Raw genomic sequence first — 18,656 nt, 5'->3', positions numbered from 1 at the left:
GTATTGCGTTCTGGGCCAGCTCTAACTCTCGTCGCTTTCAAACTGCTGCCCGGCATAGAGGATGCGGAGGACAACGACCTCGGTGGGCTCAACCACGAACGCCACGCTTACACGGCTCTCGAAACCGACAATGCGTAACCCGGGTCGGACATGATCGCGGATGCTGCCGCGCTCGGGGTACGTTTCGAATCCACTTACAAAGGTCTTGATGCGTGCCACGTAATCGCGGGCGACGGTCGAAGATGCGGATGTCTTGCGGACGAAACTATAGATGCTCGCCAAATCCAATTCCGCCTCATCAGTAAGGCGGATACTATAGCGCTTCATCAATCTTCTTCCCGATCGATTTCGTCCATGCGTGCTTCGAGGCGCTTCCAGACCTCATCGAGGGGCTTGGCCTTGGTGGGATCGGCCTTGTAGGCATCATAGGTGGCCGCAACTTCTGTTCGCAGCCAATGTTCGACGGCATTCTCGCGTTCCTGCAAAGCCCGCAGTCCCTCGCGTATGACTTCGCTCTCTGAGGCGTAATCACCGTTAGACACCCGCTGTTTAACGCGCTTCGCCATTTCCACGGGCAACGTGATGCTCATCTGTTGCGTCGAACGCATCGATTACACTCCTATTTTGCAGGTTTATAGCACGCGATAGGATAAAATCCTACTCCCGATAGGATGGAATCATACTCTTAGGGTCTCTGCCGGTGGCGCGCCTCGCGACGGGGGCCGCTTTGCGCTCTCCGTGCCTGCGAAACTTTTTGCCCTGACAAAAGTTACCTAAATCCCATCCCCATTTCATCGAAGGCTTTCCTTTGACCCAAATGACGTTCGGACCGGCATTCACCGAAGAGGGCATTCTATTCCGCCTCTGGGCTCCCTTGCATGAAAGCGTGTCGTTGAAGATCGAAGGCGCTGATCCGCGGCCGATGCAGGCGGTCGGGAACGGCTGGCACCACTACACGGTCGCGGATGCCAGTGTCGGTACACGCTACCGCTTCGTCCTGCCGGATGGTCTTGAAATTCCCGATCCCGCCTCGCGGTTCCAGCCGCAGGATGTGCACGGGCCGAGCGAAGTGGTCGACCTTTCCTTCTATCGCTGGAAGACGAGCGACTGGACGGGACGGCCTTGGGAAGAGATGGTCATCTACGAGATGCATATCGGCTGCTTCACGCCGGAGGGCACTTTCAAGGCCGCGATTGAGCGGCTCGACCATCTGCAAGCGCTGGGTGTTACGGCGCTGCAGATCATGCCGCTTAGTGAATTTCCCGGCCGTTACAGCTGGGGTTATGACGGCGTGCTTCCCTATGCTCCGGACAGCAGCTATGGCCGGCCGGAAGATTTCATGGCGCTGGTGGACGCAGCACATCAGCGCGGCATCTCGGTTTTCCTGGACGTGGTCTACAATCACTTCGGGCCGGATGGCAATTACATCCCGGCCTATGCGCCACTCTTTACCGATCATCACAAGACGCCCTGGGGCAACGGCATCAACTACGACGGCGACGGATCGGAGATGATTCGCGAGTTCATCATCGAAAACGCCATCTACTGGATCACCGAGTTCAGGCTCGACGGTTTCCGCTTCGATGCCGTCCACGCCATCAAGGACGACAGCGCCGAGCATTTGCTTCACGCGCTTGCCCGCCGCGTCAGGGCCGCGGCCGGCGACCGGCATGTGCACCTGATCGTTGAAAACGAGGAGAACGACAGCGACCTGTTGCAGCGTGACGAAAATGGGGAAGTGAGATTGTTCATCGCCCAGTGGAACGACGATGTACACCATGTGCTGCATATCACTGCCACGGGCGAAACCTTTGGCTATTATGCCGATTACGCCGGCGACGCTGGCAAGCTCGGCCGGGCGCTGGCTGAAGGCTTCGTGTTTCAGGGGGAACACATGCCGTACCGCGGTGGAAGCCGCGGCAGGCCGAGCGGCCATCTCCCGCCCACCGCTTTCATCTCCTTTATCCAGAACCATGACCAGATCGGCAACAGGGCGCTGGGGGATCGGGTTCTGGCTTCGAGCCCGGCTGATGTCATCAAGGCTGTCGCCGCCATCTACCTGTTGGCGCCCGAGATCCCGATGCTGTTCATGGGCGAGGAATGGGGCGCCAGAGAACCTTTCCCCTTCTTCTGCGATTTCGACGAGGACCTGAACGAGAAGGTCAGGAAAGGCCGTCGCCAGGAGCTCTCCCGTCTGCCGGGCTTCGACGCCGAGGACCTTCTCGACCCGACGGCGCCATCGACCTTCGCCGCTGCCAAGCTGGACTGGTCGAAACTCGCCTCCTCCGATGTCCTTGATTTTTACAGGACGCTTCTCGACCTCCGGCACCAGAGGATCGTGCCGTTGCTGAAAGGCGCTGGCGCCGGAAACGCAGTCTATCGCGCGGCGGGAAGCGCGCTCGCGGTAGATTGGACCCTGGCGCAAAACCGCCGTCTTCATCTGCACGCCAACCTCGGCGCCGAGGCGGCGCCGCCCGTCTCGCAGCAGAGCGGCGGCGAGACGATCTTCCGTCTCGGCGGCAGTGACGGTGGCAATCTCGCGCCCTGGACAGTGATCTGGAGCATCGGCGAGGTTTGACGGCGTGCTGACAGGAAGGCGATCGAACGATGAAATCTGCTGAGCTCGACAAGCTCGCCCGCCGGCACGGCATCAGCCTGACCAGGCCCAGTCCCGACAATCGGGAGGTGGCGATCTCAGGCGAGACCAAACGCAAGATCCTCTCGGCACTGAAGATCGACGTACCGGGAGCGGCCGATCACGAGACCGGCGCGCCGCGGCGGGAGCCCGCGCCGGCGGCTAAAAAGGTCGCCAGGTCATTTCTGCCGGATTTCCTTTCCGGCACGCGCGTCTGGGGTGTGAGCCTGCAGCTTTATGAGCTCCGTTCGGCACGCAACTGGGGCATCGGAGATTTCGAGGATCTGTCCGAAATGGCGGATCTCGCGGGATCGCTGGGCGCCGATTTCATCGGCCTCACCCCGCTTCACGCGCCGTTTCTCGCCGATCCCGACCGTTGCAGCCCCTATGAGCCCTCGAGCCGCCAGCATCTCAACCCGCTCTATATCGCGGTCGACCGGTTGCCGGGTTTTGCCTGCAGTCCCGAACTCGAACGGCAATTGGCAAGCCTTCGCCAAACCGATCTCGTCGACTACGCCGGCGTCGCAGAGATCAAGCTGAGGGTCCTGCGCGATCTCTGGCCGGTCTGGCGACAGCGCAGCCTGATTGACGAGGCCTATGATCCGGCCGATTTCGACGCCTTCGTCGTGCAAGGCGGTAACAGCCTGCGGCTGCACGCGCTTTTCGAATGCCTGTCGTTTTCCATGGTCGAGCGCGGGGCGGGCGCCGGCTGGCAACGGTGGCCGGCCGATTTCCAGCGCTTCGACAGCGCCGCCGTCGCCGAATTCGAGCGCGGACACGTGGACGATGTCGGTTTCCACATGTGGCTGCAGTGGCTTGCCCACCGGCAACTGATGCAGGCGGCGGACCGGGCGCGGACGGCCGGCATGCGGATCGGGCTCTATCTCGATCTTGCCGTCGGGGAGGCGGTCGACGGCTCGGCGACATGGAGCGAGCCGGACACCTATCTCGCGAAGGCCACGATTGGCAGCCCGCCCGATCCATTCGCCGTGAACGGGCAGGACTGGCATCTCGCCGGATATCTGCCTTCCGCGATCGCGGCGGGAGAAATGTCGCCTTTCCGGCGCATGGTGAGCGCTGCCATGCGATATGCGGGCGCCATCCGTATCGACCACGCCGCAGCGCTTCGCCGCCTCTTCCTGGTGCCATCGGGCAGCAGGCCGGACGGCGGCGCCTATGTGCGCTATCCAGCGGATCGGCTTCTGCAGGTCCTCGCCGAGGTGTCCGGCGAGCATCGATGCCTCGTCATCGGAGAAGACCTTGGACTGATCCCCAAGGGATTGCAGGACGATCTGGCGGCCGCCCACATTCTCTCCTATCGCATTCTTTCCTATGAACAGGACGAGCAGGGCTTCAAGCCGGCGGACGTCTATCCTGTCCTCGCTCTGGCCTGCATTTCGACGCACGACCACCAGACCCTTGCCGGCTGGTGGCGCGGCGCCGACATTCAAGCCCGGTACGACCACGGCATCGTGCCGCCCGATCTCACTGAAAAACATCTCGAAGACCGCAAGCGCGAGCGGAGGAACCTGAAGACGGCACTCAAGGCTGCCGGCCTCAACCTGCCTGCCCGGCTCGCCAACGAGCAGACGCTGAGGGCACTGACCGTCAGCGCCTATCGCTTCATCGCGCGGACCCCATCGCTGCTCGTTGCGGTTCGGCTTGCCGATCTCACCGACGAGAAAAGGCCGACCAATGTTCCAGGCACCAGTGACAGCTATCCGAACTGGAAGCCCAAGCTAACGGTTTTGCTCGAGGATTTGCTGTCGAGTCCGCTGCTCAAGAGCGTCACGGCGGCAATGCGAGAGGAAAGGCCGAAGGAGTGATCGAGGTCGGCCGAGCCGTCAGCTTCGTCATTGTTGTTCGATCGCGCATCCCAAGTGAATGAAATCGATCGCGCAGGGAACGAATAGGAAGCCGGCGAATTTTGAAGGAATAAGGACAGGGATCGCGAGATGAACGCTTGTCCGCATTCGCCGCTTCAGTTGCGACGATCAGTATTGATGGAAACAAGACCATGACGACCGCATTCATCCTCATCGCGTTGGCTCTGATCATGATCTATGCCGGCCCGACATTGCTGTTCATCTGCGTCGGATATGCCGACTATATGCTGGAGCGTCGAAGGCATTTGGTGGCTCTGAGGCACGCCGTGAAGCGCCGCAGCGATGAGTTTTAGGCGCCTGCGGCAGGCGGCAACCGAGATGATCATTGATGCGCGAGTGCACCGACAGGTTTCCCGAACCCGTCGTGATGACCGTGCCAAGGGTTTGGAGCGGCGGTCGACACTGAAGCCGTTGGAGGGCTCGATGAAGCGGAGCATAGGATTTGGGTTGGTTTTCGCCGTTGTGCTGGCAGGCTGCACGACCGGCGCAGGCTATTACTCGTCGGCGGGACTGGCCCCCATTCCCGGCAGCATCACGTATAATGGCCAGCCTCGCACGAAATTGACGAAATCGCCCGTGGGGTCTCCCTTCCCGCATAGTTTCACGGATCAATGGGGACGCCAGGTCGAGGAGATCTATATCATCCGGCCCGACCGGAGCTTGCTGATTGCCGAGCGCCACTACCGGCCGGTCTTCGCGCTCGACGACGACTAGAGCAATGCCACAAGCGCGCGGCGGTTTGCGTCGGGAATCGCGTAAAAACAAAAAGATAGGGCGTTTCCGTGACTGCGAGAAAAACGGGGATGTTGTAGAAGGAGAAATGGCAATGCCGCGTCGCAAGGTCACTGAGACGACGACCCTCGATAACAGAGGAGCCAAGATCGGCGAGCCCGTGCCGAAGGCGGTCATCGATACGAAGACAGCCGCCGTCGGTGTTCCCCGGCAGCCTGATCATGATCTGCGCGAAGAGTTGAGCGCGCTACGGAAGCAGATCGGTGCACTCCAGCAACAAGTCCTCGATGCCGGTCGATCGGCAAAGGGAAGTGCCCGCAAAGCAATGCGTCAGACGGAAGCAGCGGCGAAGCTCTACCCGGCCTCGACGCTCCTGCTCGTCGCGGCGGTCGCCGGCGCGCTCGCATTCGCCGGACGTCGCGCCGCACTACCGCGCCATCGGCCTCGACCCGCACTGCGTGAGCTGAGGGATCTCTACGCCACGATTCGAAGCCGCGTCTGACAAGATTTCAGGATTGTCAGCGTCACGATTATCGCCGAAGCTTCGTTATCGAAGCGAGGGGACGTGCATGTTCGACATCATCATACGAAGCGCTCTTGATATCGTTGGGCGAAGTGAGCGCCTGATCGAGGCGATGAGGCGATTGCTCCTGAGTGACGGCCTTGACGAAGTCGAGGTCTACGAACTCGATTATGAGATCGAGCGGCTCGGGGACGTGGTTTTCAACGTGGACGAAGCGGTTCGATCGCTGGCACGTACGCTCGAATGCTGGCCGCAGACCGCTCTCGCACACGAGATCCGTAGGACATTGCACTAACGGTTGATCGCCGCTTAGCAACTGGCGCGTTAGAGCTATTCCAGGAAAAGCGCGAGGCGGTTTTGCCGGGGAATTGCGTAAAAACAAAAGGCTGGCGCGGTCCTGCGCTTCCTTTAAAAGCTGACTGCTCCAGGAGGCCCGGCCTGCGTTCGCCATGACGTTTCTGCATGTCACGCTGATGTCACGCGACCGTCGCAGCAATATGTGCTTGATTGGCGCAGTTAGGCTCAGACCAGGGCAGGGTCGAGCCAAAATTGCTTTTTTCGTTGGGGCACCGCAATGAGCTTGAACACTTCGGGGGAGAAACCTCAACCCCATGAATTCATCTTTCCGGTTCATACCCGGACGATCGCGGAGATCAGATACGATAGTCTGAGCCGCGTCATGACGGTGGTCTATCACGACGGCCACTCATGCACGACTTCCGGCATACAGGGCCCTGCGATGCTGAGGATCCTCGCTCAGCGTCCGTTGGAGCGCTCTCCGTTTCTGTTGAAGACGGTCATCTGAGGCGGAAAGACCTCGCCGGCCGTTGCCGGTATGGCGCGGCAGGTTAAATCAGCATGGTCGTGCATCCATTTCCCCTGGGCTGCGTTCATCCACAACAGACGCACCTATGGAGGGAACGCCGATGACCTTTCCACCGCCGAAGACCGAATCTCCCGCGCAACGCTTCGAAGAGGCGAGCGCAGCCGCGCGCGACGCTTTGGAAGGGATGATTGCAGCCGCCAATGAAGCCGGATGGGGCACCGAGGAGATAACCGCGGCGCTCCTCAAGGCCGCGCAGTTTATGAGCGATGCCACCAAGAAAGATCCCGATCCGGCCGACGATCCCTCAATCAGCGACGCACCTGCCAGGCAGGAACAGATTGGTCACGGCGAACTCTACGATTAGAGAGCGTCGCGTTGATCTTCCTGCTCGAACGAAACAAGGGTTCGCAGAATTTCTTGTTCAACGCGTATTTGATCTCAGCTGTCGGACTCGGTGATTGGACGTTGCCTGCGAGATAATCGACGCAACCGGGCGTCGCGTGAGGAGTGTGCAACGGCATTGCCGCCAAACTGGCGCGGCTAAGCTGTGCGGGCCAGTCATGATTGCAAGATCATTTGGCGGGTTAGCGCATGAGCAGCGCCACCAGACCCACCTGGGAATTAACCCCGAGCTTGGAATAGATGTTTCTGAGGTGAGTTCTGACAGTTTCGTAGCTTATGTGATCGGCTATGGCCACCTCCTTTGGAGAATGCCCGGAGGCAATGCTTAATGCAATCCGGATCTCCGTCGCGGTCAGTTTGTACGTTTGCATCAGGAAGTCTCGCCGTTCACTGAATGGCGTAACCATCATCGGCTCGATGATTACGGCCACAGTCGGCCCCTCCAGGAATTCGGTGAATGCATCGGACTGGAGCCGGACGAGGGTGATGCGATAATTATCCTTGTCTCTTCCCTTTACAACCGCTGTGTGCGGCTTTGTCTGCACACCCTTTCTCGACGTCAGGAAATCGAGAACGACAGCCGACTTCTCGCATTGAAGGCGGAGCTCGCCACCTGGCAGGACATGGACAGGAAAGCCAGCCTCCATTAGGGCTTCCGCGCTCTTGTTCCATTGGCGTGCTCGCCCTTGCTCCGAAACGTAGATCAGTCCGACGCCGATGCTATCGAGCAGGGTTTGCGTATTCTGTCTTTCCGGGGCGAGTAGATCACGCTTCCGGATGAAGTCGAAAGCCCTTTTCAAATGGGGCGCGAGTAGCGTGGAGCGCCCGGCCGCCTCCTTGTTGAAATCGGGGTCCGCTGACGACGTGCAGGTCGATAGGACGAAGGTGCGGGTTTCCTCCCGAATGATGGAGACACCGATGCTTGTCTCGCATTGGGCCTGACCCTTCAGCCAATCATTGTAGAATTCCGATTTGAGCAAGTCCTCGCGTGGAAAGATTTCGTCTCCGCAGACACCCTGACCGACGGGCACAAAACTCAATCTCGGAATCCAGGGGTTCACTGCGGCAAAGTGGCTGCTGAACTGGTCGACCTCATTCCTCGAAAACCCAGATACGTAGGGAACATGGGCCACAGGCGAGGCCAGATCGTGGTAATGGAGGGCAGCCTTTCCATTCGGCGAAGTTTGCGCCACTCGATCCAGAAAATCTTGCCAGTTGCACTCGCCGAAGAGACTTCCATAGATCAAATCTATCAGCTCAGATGAAGCGTCTTTTGACTGGAGCATGATCTTTCTGAAAATCCCACAGCGAGTATTTTCGGTATTAAATAACGTTGGTCAGGCAAAGACAACAGCACCCCCATGTAATGTCAAATCGGCGACCATGGGCATCAGTGACTTATTGCCATGCGGTACTACTCTGCTTCGCAAAGCGATGCGGGTATAGCCAACTCCATAGATCTCACCGGCCGATCGCCGCGACGGAGCCGCGCACGACGAGGCTCGTGCTGACGCGCAGACGTTCGACGGCAAGGGGCGCGCGTTCGATACGGGCGATGAGCCGCTCGCCGGCGAGCTTGCCCATCTCGTAGACGCGTTGGTCGACGATGGTGATCGGCGGAACGGTGACGCTGGTCCAGTCGGCGTCGAGAAACGAAATCATCGACACGTCCTTGGGGATCGATAGGCCGAGCGACTGCAGCGACTTGAAGATGCGCAAGCCGACGAGGCTGTCTGAAGCCAGCAGTGCCGTTGGCGGCGATCCCTCCGAGAGCAGGCGCTTGATCACGCTGTCCGTCTGTTGCTGGTTCGTGGCGCCGAGCCTGATATAATGAAGAGGGTTCGGCAACCCCGCCTCAGTCAGGACGCTGACAAAACCTTCCACGCGTTCGCGCACGGCGGAATTCGAGATCCGCCCGATATCGGTGAGCCCACCGTCCTCGGCATCCATGGCAGAGACGTAGGCGAGGCGGCGATGTCCTTGCCCGATCAGATAGCGGGTCGCCGTGATGGCCGCATCCCGGTCGTCCCCGGTCACGGCGTCGACATCGAGTTCGGGGATGGCCCGGTCGAACAGAACCAATGGCACGCCGGCGCGACGGACGTGCTGGAGATGATCGACGCTGTCGCAGCGAGCGGGCGTGACGATCAGGCCATCGACACGTTTGCCGATCAGGAGGTCGACGGCCGATTTTTCCGCATCGAGCTCTTCGCCCGAATTGGCGATGATGACGTTGAATCCCGCAAGACGGGCCGCATCGCTGATGCCGCGCACCGCCAGACTGAAGAAAGCGTTCTCGATATCGCCGACCACGACCCCGATGATGCCGGACCTCCCGGTGCTCATGCTCCGGGCGAGCTCATTCGGGCGGTATTCGAGCGCGGCGGCGGCCGCCATGACCTTATCCGTGATCTTGGCGCTGACCACGCCATAGCCGCCAAGCACACGGGCGGCCGTCGCCTTCGAGACCTTTGCGGCCTTCGCGACGTCGGCGACCGTGACTGAACGTTTCGAATGAGCGGAATCTTCCATGAGCTGAGGACTACAAGAGTTGTTGACGACCGGTCAATTGACGGATATCAAATATGTTGTGAGACCGGTCTCTTTATACAGGAGACCGGTATCTTGTCCAGAAATCTCTGCCGCATTACGCGGCGGGGCAGGGCGACCCGACGATGCCGACAAGAGCATTCCTTTCAGAGCGGAGAACGAACATGAAGCCTTTTGAATCATTCGTGGCCACCCTCGCCCCGTTGCGAGCTGGCCTTTTGACATGCCTTCTTGCGATGGGCGCAGGCTCTGCAGCGGCGGCTGACAATCCCTATAACCTCATCGAACCCGGGGTGATCAGCGTCGGCACGATGGGCGATTCCAAGCCCTATACGTTTGCGACGGCGGACGGCCAGTTCACCGGTTTCGATATCGAGCTGTTTCTCAACGTCGTCTCCCGCCTCGGTTTTCCAAAGGACAAGGTGACGTTCACGGGCCAGGAATTTTCAGCACTCCTGCCGTCGGTCGCAAACGAAAGGTTCGATGTTGCCGTTGCAGCGATCGGAACCACCGAAGCCCGCAAGAAGACCGTCGACTTTTCCGACGGCTATCTCGCCGGTTATCTCTCGGTCTTGACTGCGGACGCCGGGATCAAGGATGCCGGTGGCCTCAAGGGCAAGCGTCTCGGCGTCGTGCAGGGGACCTTGCAGGAAGTCTATGCGGCCAAGAATTTCGGGGGAACCGATCTGGTGAAATTCCCCGACAACAATTCCGCCGTGGCCGCGCTCAACAACGGAACGATCGATGCGCATTTTCTCGACTACGAGGCTGCCAAGCAATATGGCGAGCGCTATCCCGCGCTGAAGGTTGCGGTAAACATCCCGTCCTTCGATGCGCCTGCTGGCTTCGTGGTTCGAAAGGGAAATGATGCCTTCCGGACGGCGCTGAACGGCGCGCTTCACGACGCGATGCAGGATGGCACCTGGAAGTCCCTTTATGAAAAGTGGTTCCCCGGCTCGCCGATGCCGGAACAGTATCTTCCCAAGAAGTGACGCCGTGGCCGCCCGCTCATGGCGGGCGGCCTACCAAGGCTCTGCCGGACGGCGGCGTCTGCGCCGGGCAAGAATTCATGGGGATCTGAATGAACTGGCTTGAAAATCTGCGCCGCAGCTTCCTGGACTGGGATGCCATGGCGGAAGTTCTGCCGAGCATGATCAGCATCGGCCTGAAGAATACGCTGATCCTGGCCGCGGCCTCGACCGTGCTCGGCGTCGTCATCGGCATGGCTCTCGCGGTGATGGGCATCTCGCAGTCCCGCTGGCTGCGGCTGCCGGCACGCATCTACACCGATGTTTTCCGCGGGCTGCCGGCGATCGTCACGATCCTGATCATCGGCCAGGGTTTTGCCCGGATCGGGCGCGAGATCTTCGGTCCATCGCCATTTCCGCTCGGCATCCTGGCGCTCAGCCTGATTGCCGGAGCCTATATCGGCGAAATCTTCCGATCGGGCATTCAAAGCGTCGAGCGCGGTCAGATGGAAGCCTGCCGGGCGCTCAGCATGAGCCACGGGCAGGGCATGCGCCTGATCGTCATCCCACAAGGCATCAGGCGCGTTCTGCCGGCGCTGGTCAATCAATTCATCGGAAACGTCAAGGATTCCAGCCTTGTCTACTTCCTGGGATTGCTCGCCTCCGAGCGGGAGATCTTCCGTGTTGGGCAGGATCAGGCGGTGGTCACGGGCAATCTGTCACCACTGCTGCTGGCGGGCGTCTTCTACCTCGTCATCACCGTGCCGCTGACCCACTTCGTCAATTATATCGATGCGAAACTGCGCCTGGGCAAACAAGGCCGCGGCTCGGGTGCTGCGAGCGGATTGGTCGAGGTGAGCGAGTTGCAGGCCGCCACCAGCCCTCATCCCACGGTCAAGGTGGTCGAGGAGAGGACGCCGCGCTTCAAAGGCGGCGTCCTGAACATCCGCGACCTCACCATGGCCTACGGCGATCTCGACGTGCTGAAGGGTGTCGATCTCGACATCGCCGCCGGTACCGTCACCTGCATCATCGGCCCTTCCGGCTCGGGCAAATCGACGCTGCTGCGTTGCATGAACAGGCTCGTCGAACCGAAAAGCGGCGACATCCTGCTCGATGACGAGAGCATCCTGGCGATGAAGCCGGAGAGGCTGCGCCGGCGCGTGGGGATGGTGTTCCAGCACTTCAACCTGTTTCCCGACCACACGGCACTCGAAAACGTCATGCTTTCGCTGACCAAGATCAAGAAAATGCCGAGGCAGGAGGCGCGGCGCATCGCCGAGGCACGTCTGGCCGATGTCGGTCTTGCAGAACGCAAGGATCATCGGCCGGCAGGTCTGTCGGGTGGGCAGCAGCAGCGGGTCGCCATTGCACGCGCGCTGGCCATGGATCCGGAGGTCATGCTGTTCGACGAAGTGACCAGTGCGCTCGATCCCGAACTGGTGAAAGGCGTGCTCGACCTGATGGCCGCCTTTGGCCGACAGGGCATGACGATGGCCGTGGTGACGCATGAGATGGGATTTGCGCGCAGGGTTGCCGATCAGGTCGTCTTCATGGATGAGGGCCGCATCGTCGAGGCCGGCTGCCCGCAGCAGATCTTCGACAATCCCCGAAGCGAGCGGCTGCAGCGCTTCCTTGCGGAAGTCCTCTGAAGCGCCTTAGGCAACGCATGGTGCCCCCGGTCGTCTTGATGGCGGGTGCGCCGGATTTCATTCGATCTAGCAAGAGCAGACAACAAGGTTATCGACATGAATGCTTCCACCAAACCTTCGAAGGTCGTCGTCATCGGCGGCGGGATCTTTGGCGTCTCGACATCGGTCCATCTGGCACGGCTCGGGGTCCGCACCGTGCTCATCAATGACGGCCCCCTTGCCAACGGCGCCTCCGGCCGTTCGCTCGCCTGGCTCAACTCGGCGCGTAAACGCACCGACGCCTATCACAGGCTGCGGTTGGCCGGCATAGATCGCTATCGCACACTGGCCGTCCGGTATCCCGATGCGCCGTGGCTTCGCTTCGACGGTGGCTTGACCTGGGATGCGGACGATGCCGGCAACGAGATCGCTGAGATCTTCGACTATGAGCGCGATCTCGGCTATCACGCGCAATGGCTCGCGCCGCAAGGGATTGCCGCGGCGACGCCGGGTGTCGACGAAAATGCGGTGACGCGGCAAGGCGCGATCTTCAACCCCGGGGAGGGCTGGGTCGATCTTCCGTCCTTGATCGGCATGCTTGCGGAAGAATTCCGCACCCTGGGCGGCGTGATCGTCACGGACGCGGGTCGCGCGACGGTCGATATCGACGGCGGGCGTGCCCGTGGCGTGATCACGGCAGACGGCATGCGCCGCGATGCGGATGCCGTACTGCTTGCTGCTGGCGGCGACGTCCCCGCAATCGTGGCCGAGGTCGGCCAGCATATCGGCGATGCAACGCCGGTCGCCCTTCTCGTCCGGACCAAGCCGATCCGCCATCCATTGCAGGCGGTGCTCAACACGCCTCGCATTGCTATCCGGCCAACGCCCAGCGGCGGCTTCGCGCTCGATTCCGCCTGGTCCGAGGAAGAGGTGAGCGTCAGGCTCGACGGCAGCTACGAAGTCAGGCGATCGACGCTGGAGGGGTTGCTGCGCGAGGCTTCCAGAGTTCTCGAAGGCAATCCGGCGCTGGAGATCGAGGATTACGGGGTTGGCCCGAAGCCCATCCCGGGCGACGGCGAGCCGGTCTTCGGCGAGCTGCCGTCAATCCCTGGTTATTTCGTCGCCTTCAGCCATAGCGGCGCCACTCTCGGCCTGATCGCCGGCGAACTGCTGGCGGACGAGATCGTCAGCGGACGCCGCCATCCGCTGCTGGCAGACTTTCGACCGGAGCGTTTCAGCGCGTCGTGACGTGAAGGCGGCAGCAGGAGCAGCCGATGCATCCTTCTGACCCGTCGAGCGTTCTATCGCCAGGAAACAACTGGAGACGCATCATGTTCAAGGACGAACTCGGGGATACCGGCACAAACAAGGATATGCGCGACGGTGTAGAAACCGCGCCGGCCTCCTTCGAAGAGGCGAGCATCAATCCTGATCTTATCAGACGTGAGGGTTTTGCCAGCGATGCTGAATATCGGGCGTATATTGCGACACTCGGAGGTGATGCTTCGGTCGGAGGCACCGTCGAGGAACCGCTCCTGGTCTCCGATGGTCATGCCCTGGAAGGCCGGTTGCGAGAACTGAGAGAAGAACTCGAAAACCTCCGCGCTCGCCTTCACGTGATCCAACATCAGGCCGCGACCGTCGTTACGGAGAACGTCCGATGGGCCGATGCGAGCGCCCATGCGCAGCTTGGCAATCAGCCCTGGCTCAAGCTGGCAGGCGCAATGGCGGCGACCTTCGTCGTCACGAGGGGCATCATGCGTTTGCCTCTGGGAGCCGTGGCGACGACGGCGCTACCGTTGGTGGCGGCGGCGATGAACCGGAAGCTCGCCCGGTGAAAGTCGTCGTCGATGACGGATCAGGCGAAGCCGATTTCCGCGAGCAGAGGCAGGTGGTCCGAGGCAATCCTTGTCAGGCGGTTTTCCAGGACCGCCGCCTGTTTGACGATGAGATCGTCAGTGACGAAGATGTGGTCGAGGCGCATCAGCGGGTAGCGCGAGGGAAAGGTCGCTCTAGGCGCGGCGCCGCTTGCGAGCTGGGCGTCCTTCAATGACCGCGCGGCAAGTCGGTAAGTCGCCGATGACGGAATGGCGTTGAAATCGCCGCAGAGGATGGTTGGAAGAGGTTCATCCGCCGTGCCGCGCAGCCAGCCCGGGTTCAGCAATGTCGTCATCTGCCGGATGCGCTCGCGGCCTCGGAGGCCGAGATGAGTGTTGACGACCAGCAGTTTTCTGTCGCCGACCAGTATTTCGACGGAAATGGCGCCGCGCTGTTCGCCGATGGATGGCAATGGTCCGGCCTTGACCGCGCCTGTCGGCAGCGAAGTGATGATCGCATCGCCATACTGCTCCTCGGCGATCGACAGCGCTGGATGGAAATGAGCCTGCATCTTCAAAAGCGAGGCGATCGCATGGGCCTGGTCAACGCCGCCAGTCCTGCGCCTGAGGACGTCGACCTCCTGAAGAGCGACGATATCAGCCTCAGCCTCAGCGATGACAGACGCGATGCGGCCGGGATCGAGCTTCCGGTCGCCGCCGATACAACTGTGCACGTTATAGGTCAGGAGTTTGATTGATTTATCCGGCATGGCCCCCGCTGAACTCGTTCCCCCCGGGAGAACATAGAATGTGTTCTCCGGGGAACACAAAACTAGTTTGATCGTTCCCGATGATCGAACCATCGCGCTCGCACTCCTGAGGACAATCGATGAGCTTGAAAAGCATGATATGGAATGGACTGCTCGTTGCTGCCCTTTGTCTTGCTGTCTTTCTCCTCTATCGGATCTTCCAACAATACAGCCTCGATCAGATCGTCCAATCGGTTCGCAGCATACCTTTGTCGACCTTTTGCATGGCACTTCTCTTTGCGACGGGGTCCTATCTGTGCCTGAGCTGCTTCGATGTCCTGGCGATCCGTTCGCTCGGCAAATCCTTGCCCTATTCCAGGATTGCACTGGCGTCCTTCATCAGCCTTTCGCTCGGCCACAATATCGGCTTTGCCGGGCTGAGCAGCGGCGCCTTTCGCTATCGTTTCTATTCGCGCTGGGGGCTGACGGCGGAGGACGTGGCGAAGATCATCCTCTTTTGTGGTGTCACGGTGGGGCTTGGGCTGATCACACTTGGCGGTCTTGCCATGATCGTCAATCCCGGCGATGCCGGGCGCCTGCTGCGCATCGACCCGGCAAGTGTGCGCATCTTCGGTTTGCTGGCGCTGGTCGTGCCGGGGGTCTATGCGGGCCTGGCGTTTTTCATCCGCGGCACGTTGCGGCTGTGGCGCTGGTCGTTTCAGCTACCGCGATTTTCGATCGCGGTCGCACAGGTTGCGGTCGGGACGATCAATTTCATGCTCGTCGCCGCCTGCCTGCATCAGATGCTTTCGGCCTTCGGCGACGTTGCCTTCTTCAGGTCGGTGACGGCGTACGTGCTTGCCAATTCAGCGATCCTCGCAACCCATGTTCCGGGCGGTCTCGGCGTGCTTGAGGCGACGGTCTCCTATGTCGTGCCGAAGGAGGCGTCGATCGGCGCGCTGATTGCGTTTCGCTGCGCCTATTTCTTCATTCCGCTGGCGCTCGGCACGACGCTTCTCGTCATCAGCGAGGTCGTTTTCCGACGGACGTCACGCGGGGCGAATGAGGAGGCGGACGAGCGCGCCGAGGCCCAGTCGGTCTAGGGGCGCGAAGGGTCGAACCGGATCGAAGAGGGCGGTGCCTAAAATCGGCGAAATGCTGCCCGGCAGCTCGACGGTGAATTCCCGTAAACCCCGAGGCCCGTCATTGAGCGCGTCGACTGTCTCGATCAACGAGCCGCTTTGCATAAAGGCTGCGGCAAAGTTTTCCGGGGTGGTTCCGAGATATTCCGAAAGCAGGCGATTGCGCAGATCCACGATCGCGCGGCGATGCTCGTTATTACCGGCCTCGACAAGCATGTCACATTCGCAATCCAGCCCTTCCGAGCGATTGTTGAGGTTGGACGAGCCGATTCGGACCAGTTCGTCATCGGCAATCATCAGTTTGGAATGGACGAGCACCTCCACCTCGCCGTTCTCTCCGGGCGTGACTGGCCCGGGCACGACAGCATAGTAGACGCGCAGGCGGTCCGCACGATCGGCGCGTTTCAGGCGGCGGATGACCCGGTCGCGATTGCCGCCCATGACAATCCTTTCGATCAGCCCGTGAGAGCTGCGCGTGCAGATGATGACCACTTCGGGGCCGTCCTCCTCCTGCAGCCGCGCGGCAATGGCGTCGGCGACGCGGAAGGAGGCAAGATATTGCGCCTCGATGTAAAGCTGCCGCCGCGCCCGGGCGATAATGTCTAATGTCATGGCGATGCCGTCGCTGATGCCGGGGCGAAGTGCGGTCGAGGGCTCCGTCAGCGCGAAGCTGACCGCGATCTCCTTCAGGGGAACTGCGAGATCGTCCGGCCAGGCGAAGGGGACGTTTTCGGCCAACGACAGGTGGCTTTCGCCGGTGGCGTTTTCCCAGCGCCGCCTGGCGATATCGCCGATCAACCTGGCAGCATCGCCGGTGACCATTGCCTGAACGTCGTGCAGCGGATCGTAGGAAACGCCCTCGGGGTCGCGCCGTAGCTTATCCTTGGCGCGGTGGAGCCAGGTGTCCCACCGGCGCGACGTCAGATCTATGCCGCCGATGAAGGAGACGGCATCGTCGATACAGACGAGTTTCTGATGGTGGCAGCCGCGCAATGTCGGCTGAAGTTCGAAGCGTAGATCGATCCGCGCATTTCTGGGAAAGTTTTTCTTCCGCAGCGGCTGCAGGGACTTGCCAGAATAAACGGGACCGAGCGCCCAGATGAGGATGCGTATTTCGAGCTTCGGATTTGCCGCTGCCAGGGCATGCAACAGGTCGGCCAGCGTTTTGTCGGACTTATCGGGTTCCAACCGGATGTTCGGATTGAAATCCCACCCGACGATCCAGATGGTGCGCCGCGCCTGTCGCAACGCGCGCGCCAGCTCTGCGAAATAGCTGTTGCCGTTGATCAGGAAGGCCGCCTTCGCAGCGCTCCCTTCCGGGGACAAGGCGCTGCCCTCCTGTTTCTGGCGGCCGCCCGGCCGTTGTGATTTTGTCTGGGGCAAGCTCGGGTTATTGAAGATGGTTTCGAATGTCGTCATGATTGCCTCGGCCTCTAACTGGAGCACAAACGCCCGGAATTTGCCTGAGTTCCCCGATAGCGTCGGCCAGTGGCGCGCTGTGGGCAGCCTGCGATGCAAAATGCAAGGAAACGAGATGTCACAACGAGCAGGCAGCGCCGATCTTCCTCTTCACGGGGGACGCGTACCGTATTGGCTCGGCGACCGGATGACGCGGTTGGGAACGCTGATCACCGAGGCGATCGTTCATCATTATGGCCGCGACGAATTCCTGCGCAGGCTCGCGCATCCCTTCTGGTTCCAGTCCTTCGGCGCGGTCATGGGCATGGACTGGCATTCCTCAGGCATCACGACCAGTGTTCTCGGGGCGTTGAAGCGCGGGCTGAAGCCGCGTGCCGGCGAGCTCGGCCTGCATGTTTGCGGCGGCCGCGGCGCGCATTCGCGCAAGACGCCGCAGGAACTCGTCTCGATCGGCGAGCGTGTCGGTCTCGACGGCGAGGGGCTTGCGACCACCAGCCGTCTTATCGCCAAGGTCGACAGCGCCGCCCTTCAGGATGGGTTCGATCTTTATCTGCACGGGTTCATCGTTGCCGATGACGGCCATTGGGTGGTCGTGCAGCAGGGCATGAACGGCGACAGGCGGCAGGCCCGGCGCTATCACTGGCTGTCCGAAGGCCTGGAGAGCTTCGTCGACTCGCCGCATGCGGCAATCGAGGGAAGGAGCCAGGGCGAGATCGTCAATCTTGCCGACCGGCGCGCCGAACGCTCGCGGCGCGGTCAGCTCGATCTGCTAGCGACCCTCGGTCCCGACCGGATCATCCGCGAAGCCGCCGCATTGTTGCGCGCCGAAGCGCCGGCGCCCGAACCCGCCGCACAGCCGATGCTGCCGCACCTGATCATGCCTGCCCATCACGACGTCCGCGAGAGCGACGTCAACATGCGCCGCCTGCATGGAAATCTGGCTGCCGCCGCCGATCGCGGGCCGGCGGAATTCGAAGAGCTGCTGCTCGTTCCAGGCGTTGGCGCCCGCACGGTGAAGGCGTTGGCGATGGTGGCGGAAGTCGTCCACGGCGCACCCTGCCGTTTTTCCGATCCGGCGCGCTTCTCGATCGCCCATGGCGGCAAGGACCGCCATCCTTTTCCGGTCCCGCTCAAGGTCTATGACGAGACGATCGCCGTGATGAAATCGGCGGTGCAGAAGGGCAGGCTCGGACGCGAGGAGGAATTGCAGGCGCTCAAGCGCCTGGACGATCAGTCCAGGCAGATGGAACGCTATGTGACAGGTCCCGACCTCAAAGAATTCATCGCCGGCGAATTCCGCCAATCCGCCGATTTCGGAGGCCGGAGCGTCTTCGGTTGGGAGGAGCCGCCCGCAGAGTAGGGCACCCTTTTATGCG

At 61.1% G+C, this 18,656-nt stretch carries 20 protein-coding genes; 14 read left to right on the top strand and 6 right to left on the bottom strand.

Going from position 1 to position 18,656, the window contains the following annotated elements:
• Nucleotides 1-21 precede the first annotated feature (21 nt).
• Nucleotides 22-327 carry a type II toxin-antitoxin system RelE/ParE family toxin gene (locus C3Y91_RS16860; RefSeq protein ID WP_024319693.1) on the bottom strand — a complete coding sequence of 102 codons (306 nt, stop codon included), beginning with the start codon at nt 325-327 and terminating at the stop codon, nt 22-24.
• Nucleotides 327-608 carry a type II toxin-antitoxin system ParD family antitoxin gene (locus C3Y91_RS16855; protein ID WP_011649474.1) on the bottom strand — a complete coding sequence of 94 codons (282 nt, stop codon included), beginning with the start codon at nt 606-608 and terminating at the stop codon, nt 327-329. Before C3Y91_RS16855 ends, C3Y91_RS16860 begins: the two co-directional genes overlap by 1 nt.
• Nucleotides 609-817: 209 nt before the next feature.
• On the opposite strand from C3Y91_RS16855, the gene treZ reads away from it, so the two are divergent.
• From treZ to C3Y91_RS16815, 8 genes are all read left to right on the top strand, one after another.
• Entirely contained in the window at nt 818-2,578 is a 1,761-nt protein-coding gene (treZ, locus tag C3Y91_RS16850; protein ID WP_392397320.1) for a malto-oligosyltrehalose trehalohydrolase, read from the top strand.
• A 29-nt stretch (nt 2,579-2,607) separates the two neighbouring features.
• On the top strand, nt 2,608-4,461 hold the full coding sequence (gene malQ, locus C3Y91_RS16845) for a 4-alpha-glucanotransferase (protein WP_168575605.1): 1,854 nt from the start codon (nt 2,608-2,610) through the stop codon (nt 4,459-4,461).
• Nucleotides 4,462-4,598: 137 nt separating this feature from the next.
• Nucleotides 4,599-4,814 carry a hypothetical protein gene (locus C3Y91_RS16840; protein WP_130673584.1) on the top strand — a complete coding sequence of 72 codons (216 nt, stop codon included), beginning with the start codon at nt 4,599-4,601 and terminating at the stop codon, nt 4,812-4,814.
• A gap of 130 nt (nt 4,815-4,944) precedes the next feature.
• Nucleotides 4,945-5,235: a hypothetical protein gene (locus tag C3Y91_RS16835; RefSeq protein ID WP_024319696.1), complete on the top strand. Its 291-nt coding sequence runs from the start codon at nt 4,945-4,947 to the stop codon at nt 5,233-5,235.
• Nucleotides 5,236-5,347: 112 nt separating this feature from the next.
• Nucleotides 5,348-5,755, top strand: coding sequence for a hypothetical protein (locus C3Y91_RS16830; RefSeq protein ID WP_024319697.1), 408 nt, complete (start codon nt 5,348-5,350; stop codon nt 5,753-5,755).
• A 67-nt stretch (nt 5,756-5,822) separates the two neighbouring features.
• Nucleotides 5,823-6,071, top strand: coding sequence for a hypothetical protein (locus tag C3Y91_RS16825; RefSeq protein WP_018073033.1), 249 nt, complete (start codon nt 5,823-5,825; stop codon nt 6,069-6,071).
• A gap of 279 nt (nt 6,072-6,350) precedes the next feature.
• Complete coding sequence (locus C3Y91_RS38570; protein WP_018073034.1) at nt 6,351-6,581, top strand: hypothetical protein; 231 nt, start codon at nt 6,351-6,353, stop codon at nt 6,579-6,581.
• A 121-nt stretch (nt 6,582-6,702) separates the two neighbouring features.
• On the top strand, nt 6,703-6,966 hold the full coding sequence (locus tag C3Y91_RS16815) for a hypothetical protein (RefSeq protein ID WP_027688258.1): 264 nt from the start codon (nt 6,703-6,705) through the stop codon (nt 6,964-6,966).
• A 220-nt stretch (nt 6,967-7,186) separates the two neighbouring features.
• Here C3Y91_RS16815 and C3Y91_RS16810 read toward each other — a convergent pair whose 3' ends face one another.
• Both C3Y91_RS16810 and C3Y91_RS16805 read right to left on the bottom strand, forming a co-directional pair.
• Nucleotides 7,187-8,290, bottom strand: coding sequence for a LuxR C-terminal-related transcriptional regulator (locus tag C3Y91_RS16810; RefSeq protein ID WP_168575604.1), 1,104 nt, complete (start codon nt 8,288-8,290; stop codon nt 7,187-7,189).
• A 175-nt stretch (nt 8,291-8,465) separates the two neighbouring features.
• Nucleotides 8,466-9,536: a LacI family DNA-binding transcriptional regulator gene (locus tag C3Y91_RS16805; protein ID WP_018073037.1), complete on the bottom strand. Its 1,071-nt coding sequence runs from the start codon at nt 9,534-9,536 to the stop codon at nt 8,466-8,468.
• A gap of 182 nt (nt 9,537-9,718) precedes the next feature.
• Here C3Y91_RS16805 and C3Y91_RS16800 point away from each other — a divergent pair, with 182 nt between their 5' ends.
• From C3Y91_RS16800 to C3Y91_RS16785, 4 genes are all read left to right on the top strand, one after another.
• Nucleotides 9,719-10,546: an ABC transporter substrate-binding protein gene (locus C3Y91_RS16800; protein ID WP_130657004.1), complete on the top strand. Its 828-nt coding sequence runs from the start codon at nt 9,719-9,721 to the stop codon at nt 10,544-10,546.
• A gap of 89 nt (nt 10,547-10,635) precedes the next feature.
• The gene (locus tag C3Y91_RS38435) at nt 10,636-12,174 is read left to right on the top strand and encodes an amino acid ABC transporter permease/ATP-binding protein (RefSeq protein WP_130663329.1); all 1,539 of its coding nucleotides are present in this window, start codon (nt 10,636-10,638) and stop codon (nt 12,172-12,174) included.
• 96 nt (nt 12,175-12,270) lie between these two features.
• Nucleotides 12,271-13,401, top strand: coding sequence for an NAD(P)/FAD-dependent oxidoreductase (locus C3Y91_RS16790; RefSeq protein WP_130663328.1), 1,131 nt, complete (start codon nt 12,271-12,273; stop codon nt 13,399-13,401).
• An 83-nt stretch (nt 13,402-13,484) separates the two neighbouring features.
• Entirely contained in the window at nt 13,485-13,991 is a 507-nt protein-coding gene (locus tag C3Y91_RS16785; RefSeq protein ID WP_130665531.1) for a hypothetical protein, read from the top strand.
• Between the two features lie 20 nt (nt 13,992-14,011).
• On the opposite strand, the gene C3Y91_RS16780 is transcribed toward C3Y91_RS16785, so the two are convergent.
• Nucleotides 14,012-14,740 carry an endonuclease/exonuclease/phosphatase family protein gene (locus tag C3Y91_RS16780; protein WP_130663326.1) on the bottom strand — a complete coding sequence of 243 codons (729 nt, stop codon included), beginning with the start codon at nt 14,738-14,740 and terminating at the stop codon, nt 14,012-14,014.
• A 119-nt stretch (nt 14,741-14,859) separates the two neighbouring features.
• Here C3Y91_RS16780 and C3Y91_RS16775 point away from each other — a divergent pair, with 119 nt between their 5' ends.
• On the top strand, nt 14,860-15,822 hold the full coding sequence (locus C3Y91_RS16775) for a lysylphosphatidylglycerol synthase domain-containing protein (RefSeq protein WP_130657009.1): 963 nt from the start codon (nt 14,860-14,862) through the stop codon (nt 15,820-15,822).
• Here C3Y91_RS16775 and C3Y91_RS16770 read toward each other — a convergent pair.
• A complete protein-coding gene (locus tag C3Y91_RS16770; protein ID WP_168575603.1) occupies nt 15,769-17,280 on the bottom strand; it encodes a phospholipase D-like domain-containing protein in 1,512 nt (503 codons plus the stop codon). The genes C3Y91_RS16775 and C3Y91_RS16770 overlap by 54 nt on opposite strands.
• A 115-nt stretch (nt 17,281-17,395) precedes the next feature.
• Here C3Y91_RS16770 and C3Y91_RS16765 point away from each other — a divergent pair, with 115 nt between their 5' ends.
• The gene (locus C3Y91_RS16765; RefSeq protein ID WP_024319708.1) at nt 17,396-18,640 is read left to right on the top strand and encodes a DUF763 domain-containing protein; all 1,245 of its coding nucleotides are present in this window, start codon (nt 17,396-17,398) and stop codon (nt 18,638-18,640) included.
• The last annotated feature ends 16 nt before the right edge of the window (nt 18,641-18,656 follow it).

This window comes from Rhizobium ruizarguesonis, from assembly GCF_012349115.1.
GTDB classification, from domain to species: Bacteria; Pseudomonadota; Alphaproteobacteria; order Rhizobiales; family Rhizobiaceae; genus Rhizobium; species Rhizobium ruizarguesonis.
This window is presented reverse-complemented; position numbering and strand designations above follow the sequence as displayed.

Coding starts and splice junctions, on each gene's coding strand:
- C3Y91_RS16860 (WP_024319693.1), bottom strand. CDS start 327: ATGAAGCGCTATAGTATCCGCCTTACTGATGAGGCGGAATTGGATTTG.
- C3Y91_RS16855 (WP_011649474.1), bottom strand. CDS start 608: ATGCGTTCGACGCAACAGATGAGCATCACGTTGCCCGTGGAAATGGCG.
- treZ (WP_392397320.1), top strand. CDS start 818: ATGACGTTCGGACCGGCATTCACCGAAGAGGGCATTCTATTCCGCCTC.
- malQ (WP_168575605.1), top strand. CDS start 2,608: ATGAAATCTGCTGAGCTCGACAAGCTCGCCCGCCGGCACGGCATCAGC.
- C3Y91_RS16835 (WP_024319696.1), top strand. CDS start 4,945: ATGAAGCGGAGCATAGGATTTGGGTTGGTTTTCGCCGTTGTGCTGGCA.
- C3Y91_RS16830 (WP_024319697.1), top strand. CDS start 5,348: ATGCCGCGTCGCAAGGTCACTGAGACGACGACCCTCGATAACAGAGGA.
- C3Y91_RS16825 (WP_018073033.1), top strand. CDS start 5,823: ATGTTCGACATCATCATACGAAGCGCTCTTGATATCGTTGGGCGAAGT.
- C3Y91_RS38570 (WP_018073034.1), top strand. CDS start 6,351: ATGAGCTTGAACACTTCGGGGGAGAAACCTCAACCCCATGAATTCATC.
- C3Y91_RS16815 (WP_027688258.1), top strand. CDS start 6,703: ATGACCTTTCCACCGCCGAAGACCGAATCTCCCGCGCAACGCTTCGAA.
- C3Y91_RS16810 (WP_168575604.1), bottom strand. CDS start 8,290: ATGCTCCAGTCAAAAGACGCTTCATCTGAGCTGATAGATTTGATCTAT.
- C3Y91_RS16805 (WP_018073037.1), bottom strand. CDS start 9,536: ATGGAAGATTCCGCTCATTCGAAACGTTCAGTCACGGTCGCCGACGTC.
- C3Y91_RS16800 (WP_130657004.1), top strand. CDS start 9,719: ATGAAGCCTTTTGAATCATTCGTGGCCACCCTCGCCCCGTTGCGAGCT.
- C3Y91_RS38435 (WP_130663329.1), top strand. CDS start 10,636: ATGAACTGGCTTGAAAATCTGCGCCGCAGCTTCCTGGACTGGGATGCC.
- C3Y91_RS16790 (WP_130663328.1), top strand. CDS start 12,271: ATGAATGCTTCCACCAAACCTTCGAAGGTCGTCGTCATCGGCGGCGGG.
- C3Y91_RS16785 (WP_130665531.1), top strand. CDS start 13,485: ATGTTCAAGGACGAACTCGGGGATACCGGCACAAACAAGGATATGCGC.
- C3Y91_RS16780 (WP_130663326.1), bottom strand. CDS start 14,740: ATGCCGGATAAATCAATCAAACTCCTGACCTATAACGTGCACAGTTGT.
- C3Y91_RS16775 (WP_130657009.1), top strand. CDS start 14,860: ATGAGCTTGAAAAGCATGATATGGAATGGACTGCTCGTTGCTGCCCTT.
- C3Y91_RS16770 (WP_168575603.1), bottom strand. CDS start 17,280: ATGACGACATTCGAAACCATCTTCAATAACCCGAGCTTGCCCCAGACA.
- C3Y91_RS16765 (WP_024319708.1), top strand. CDS start 17,396: ATGTCACAACGAGCAGGCAGCGCCGATCTTCCTCTTCACGGGGGACGC.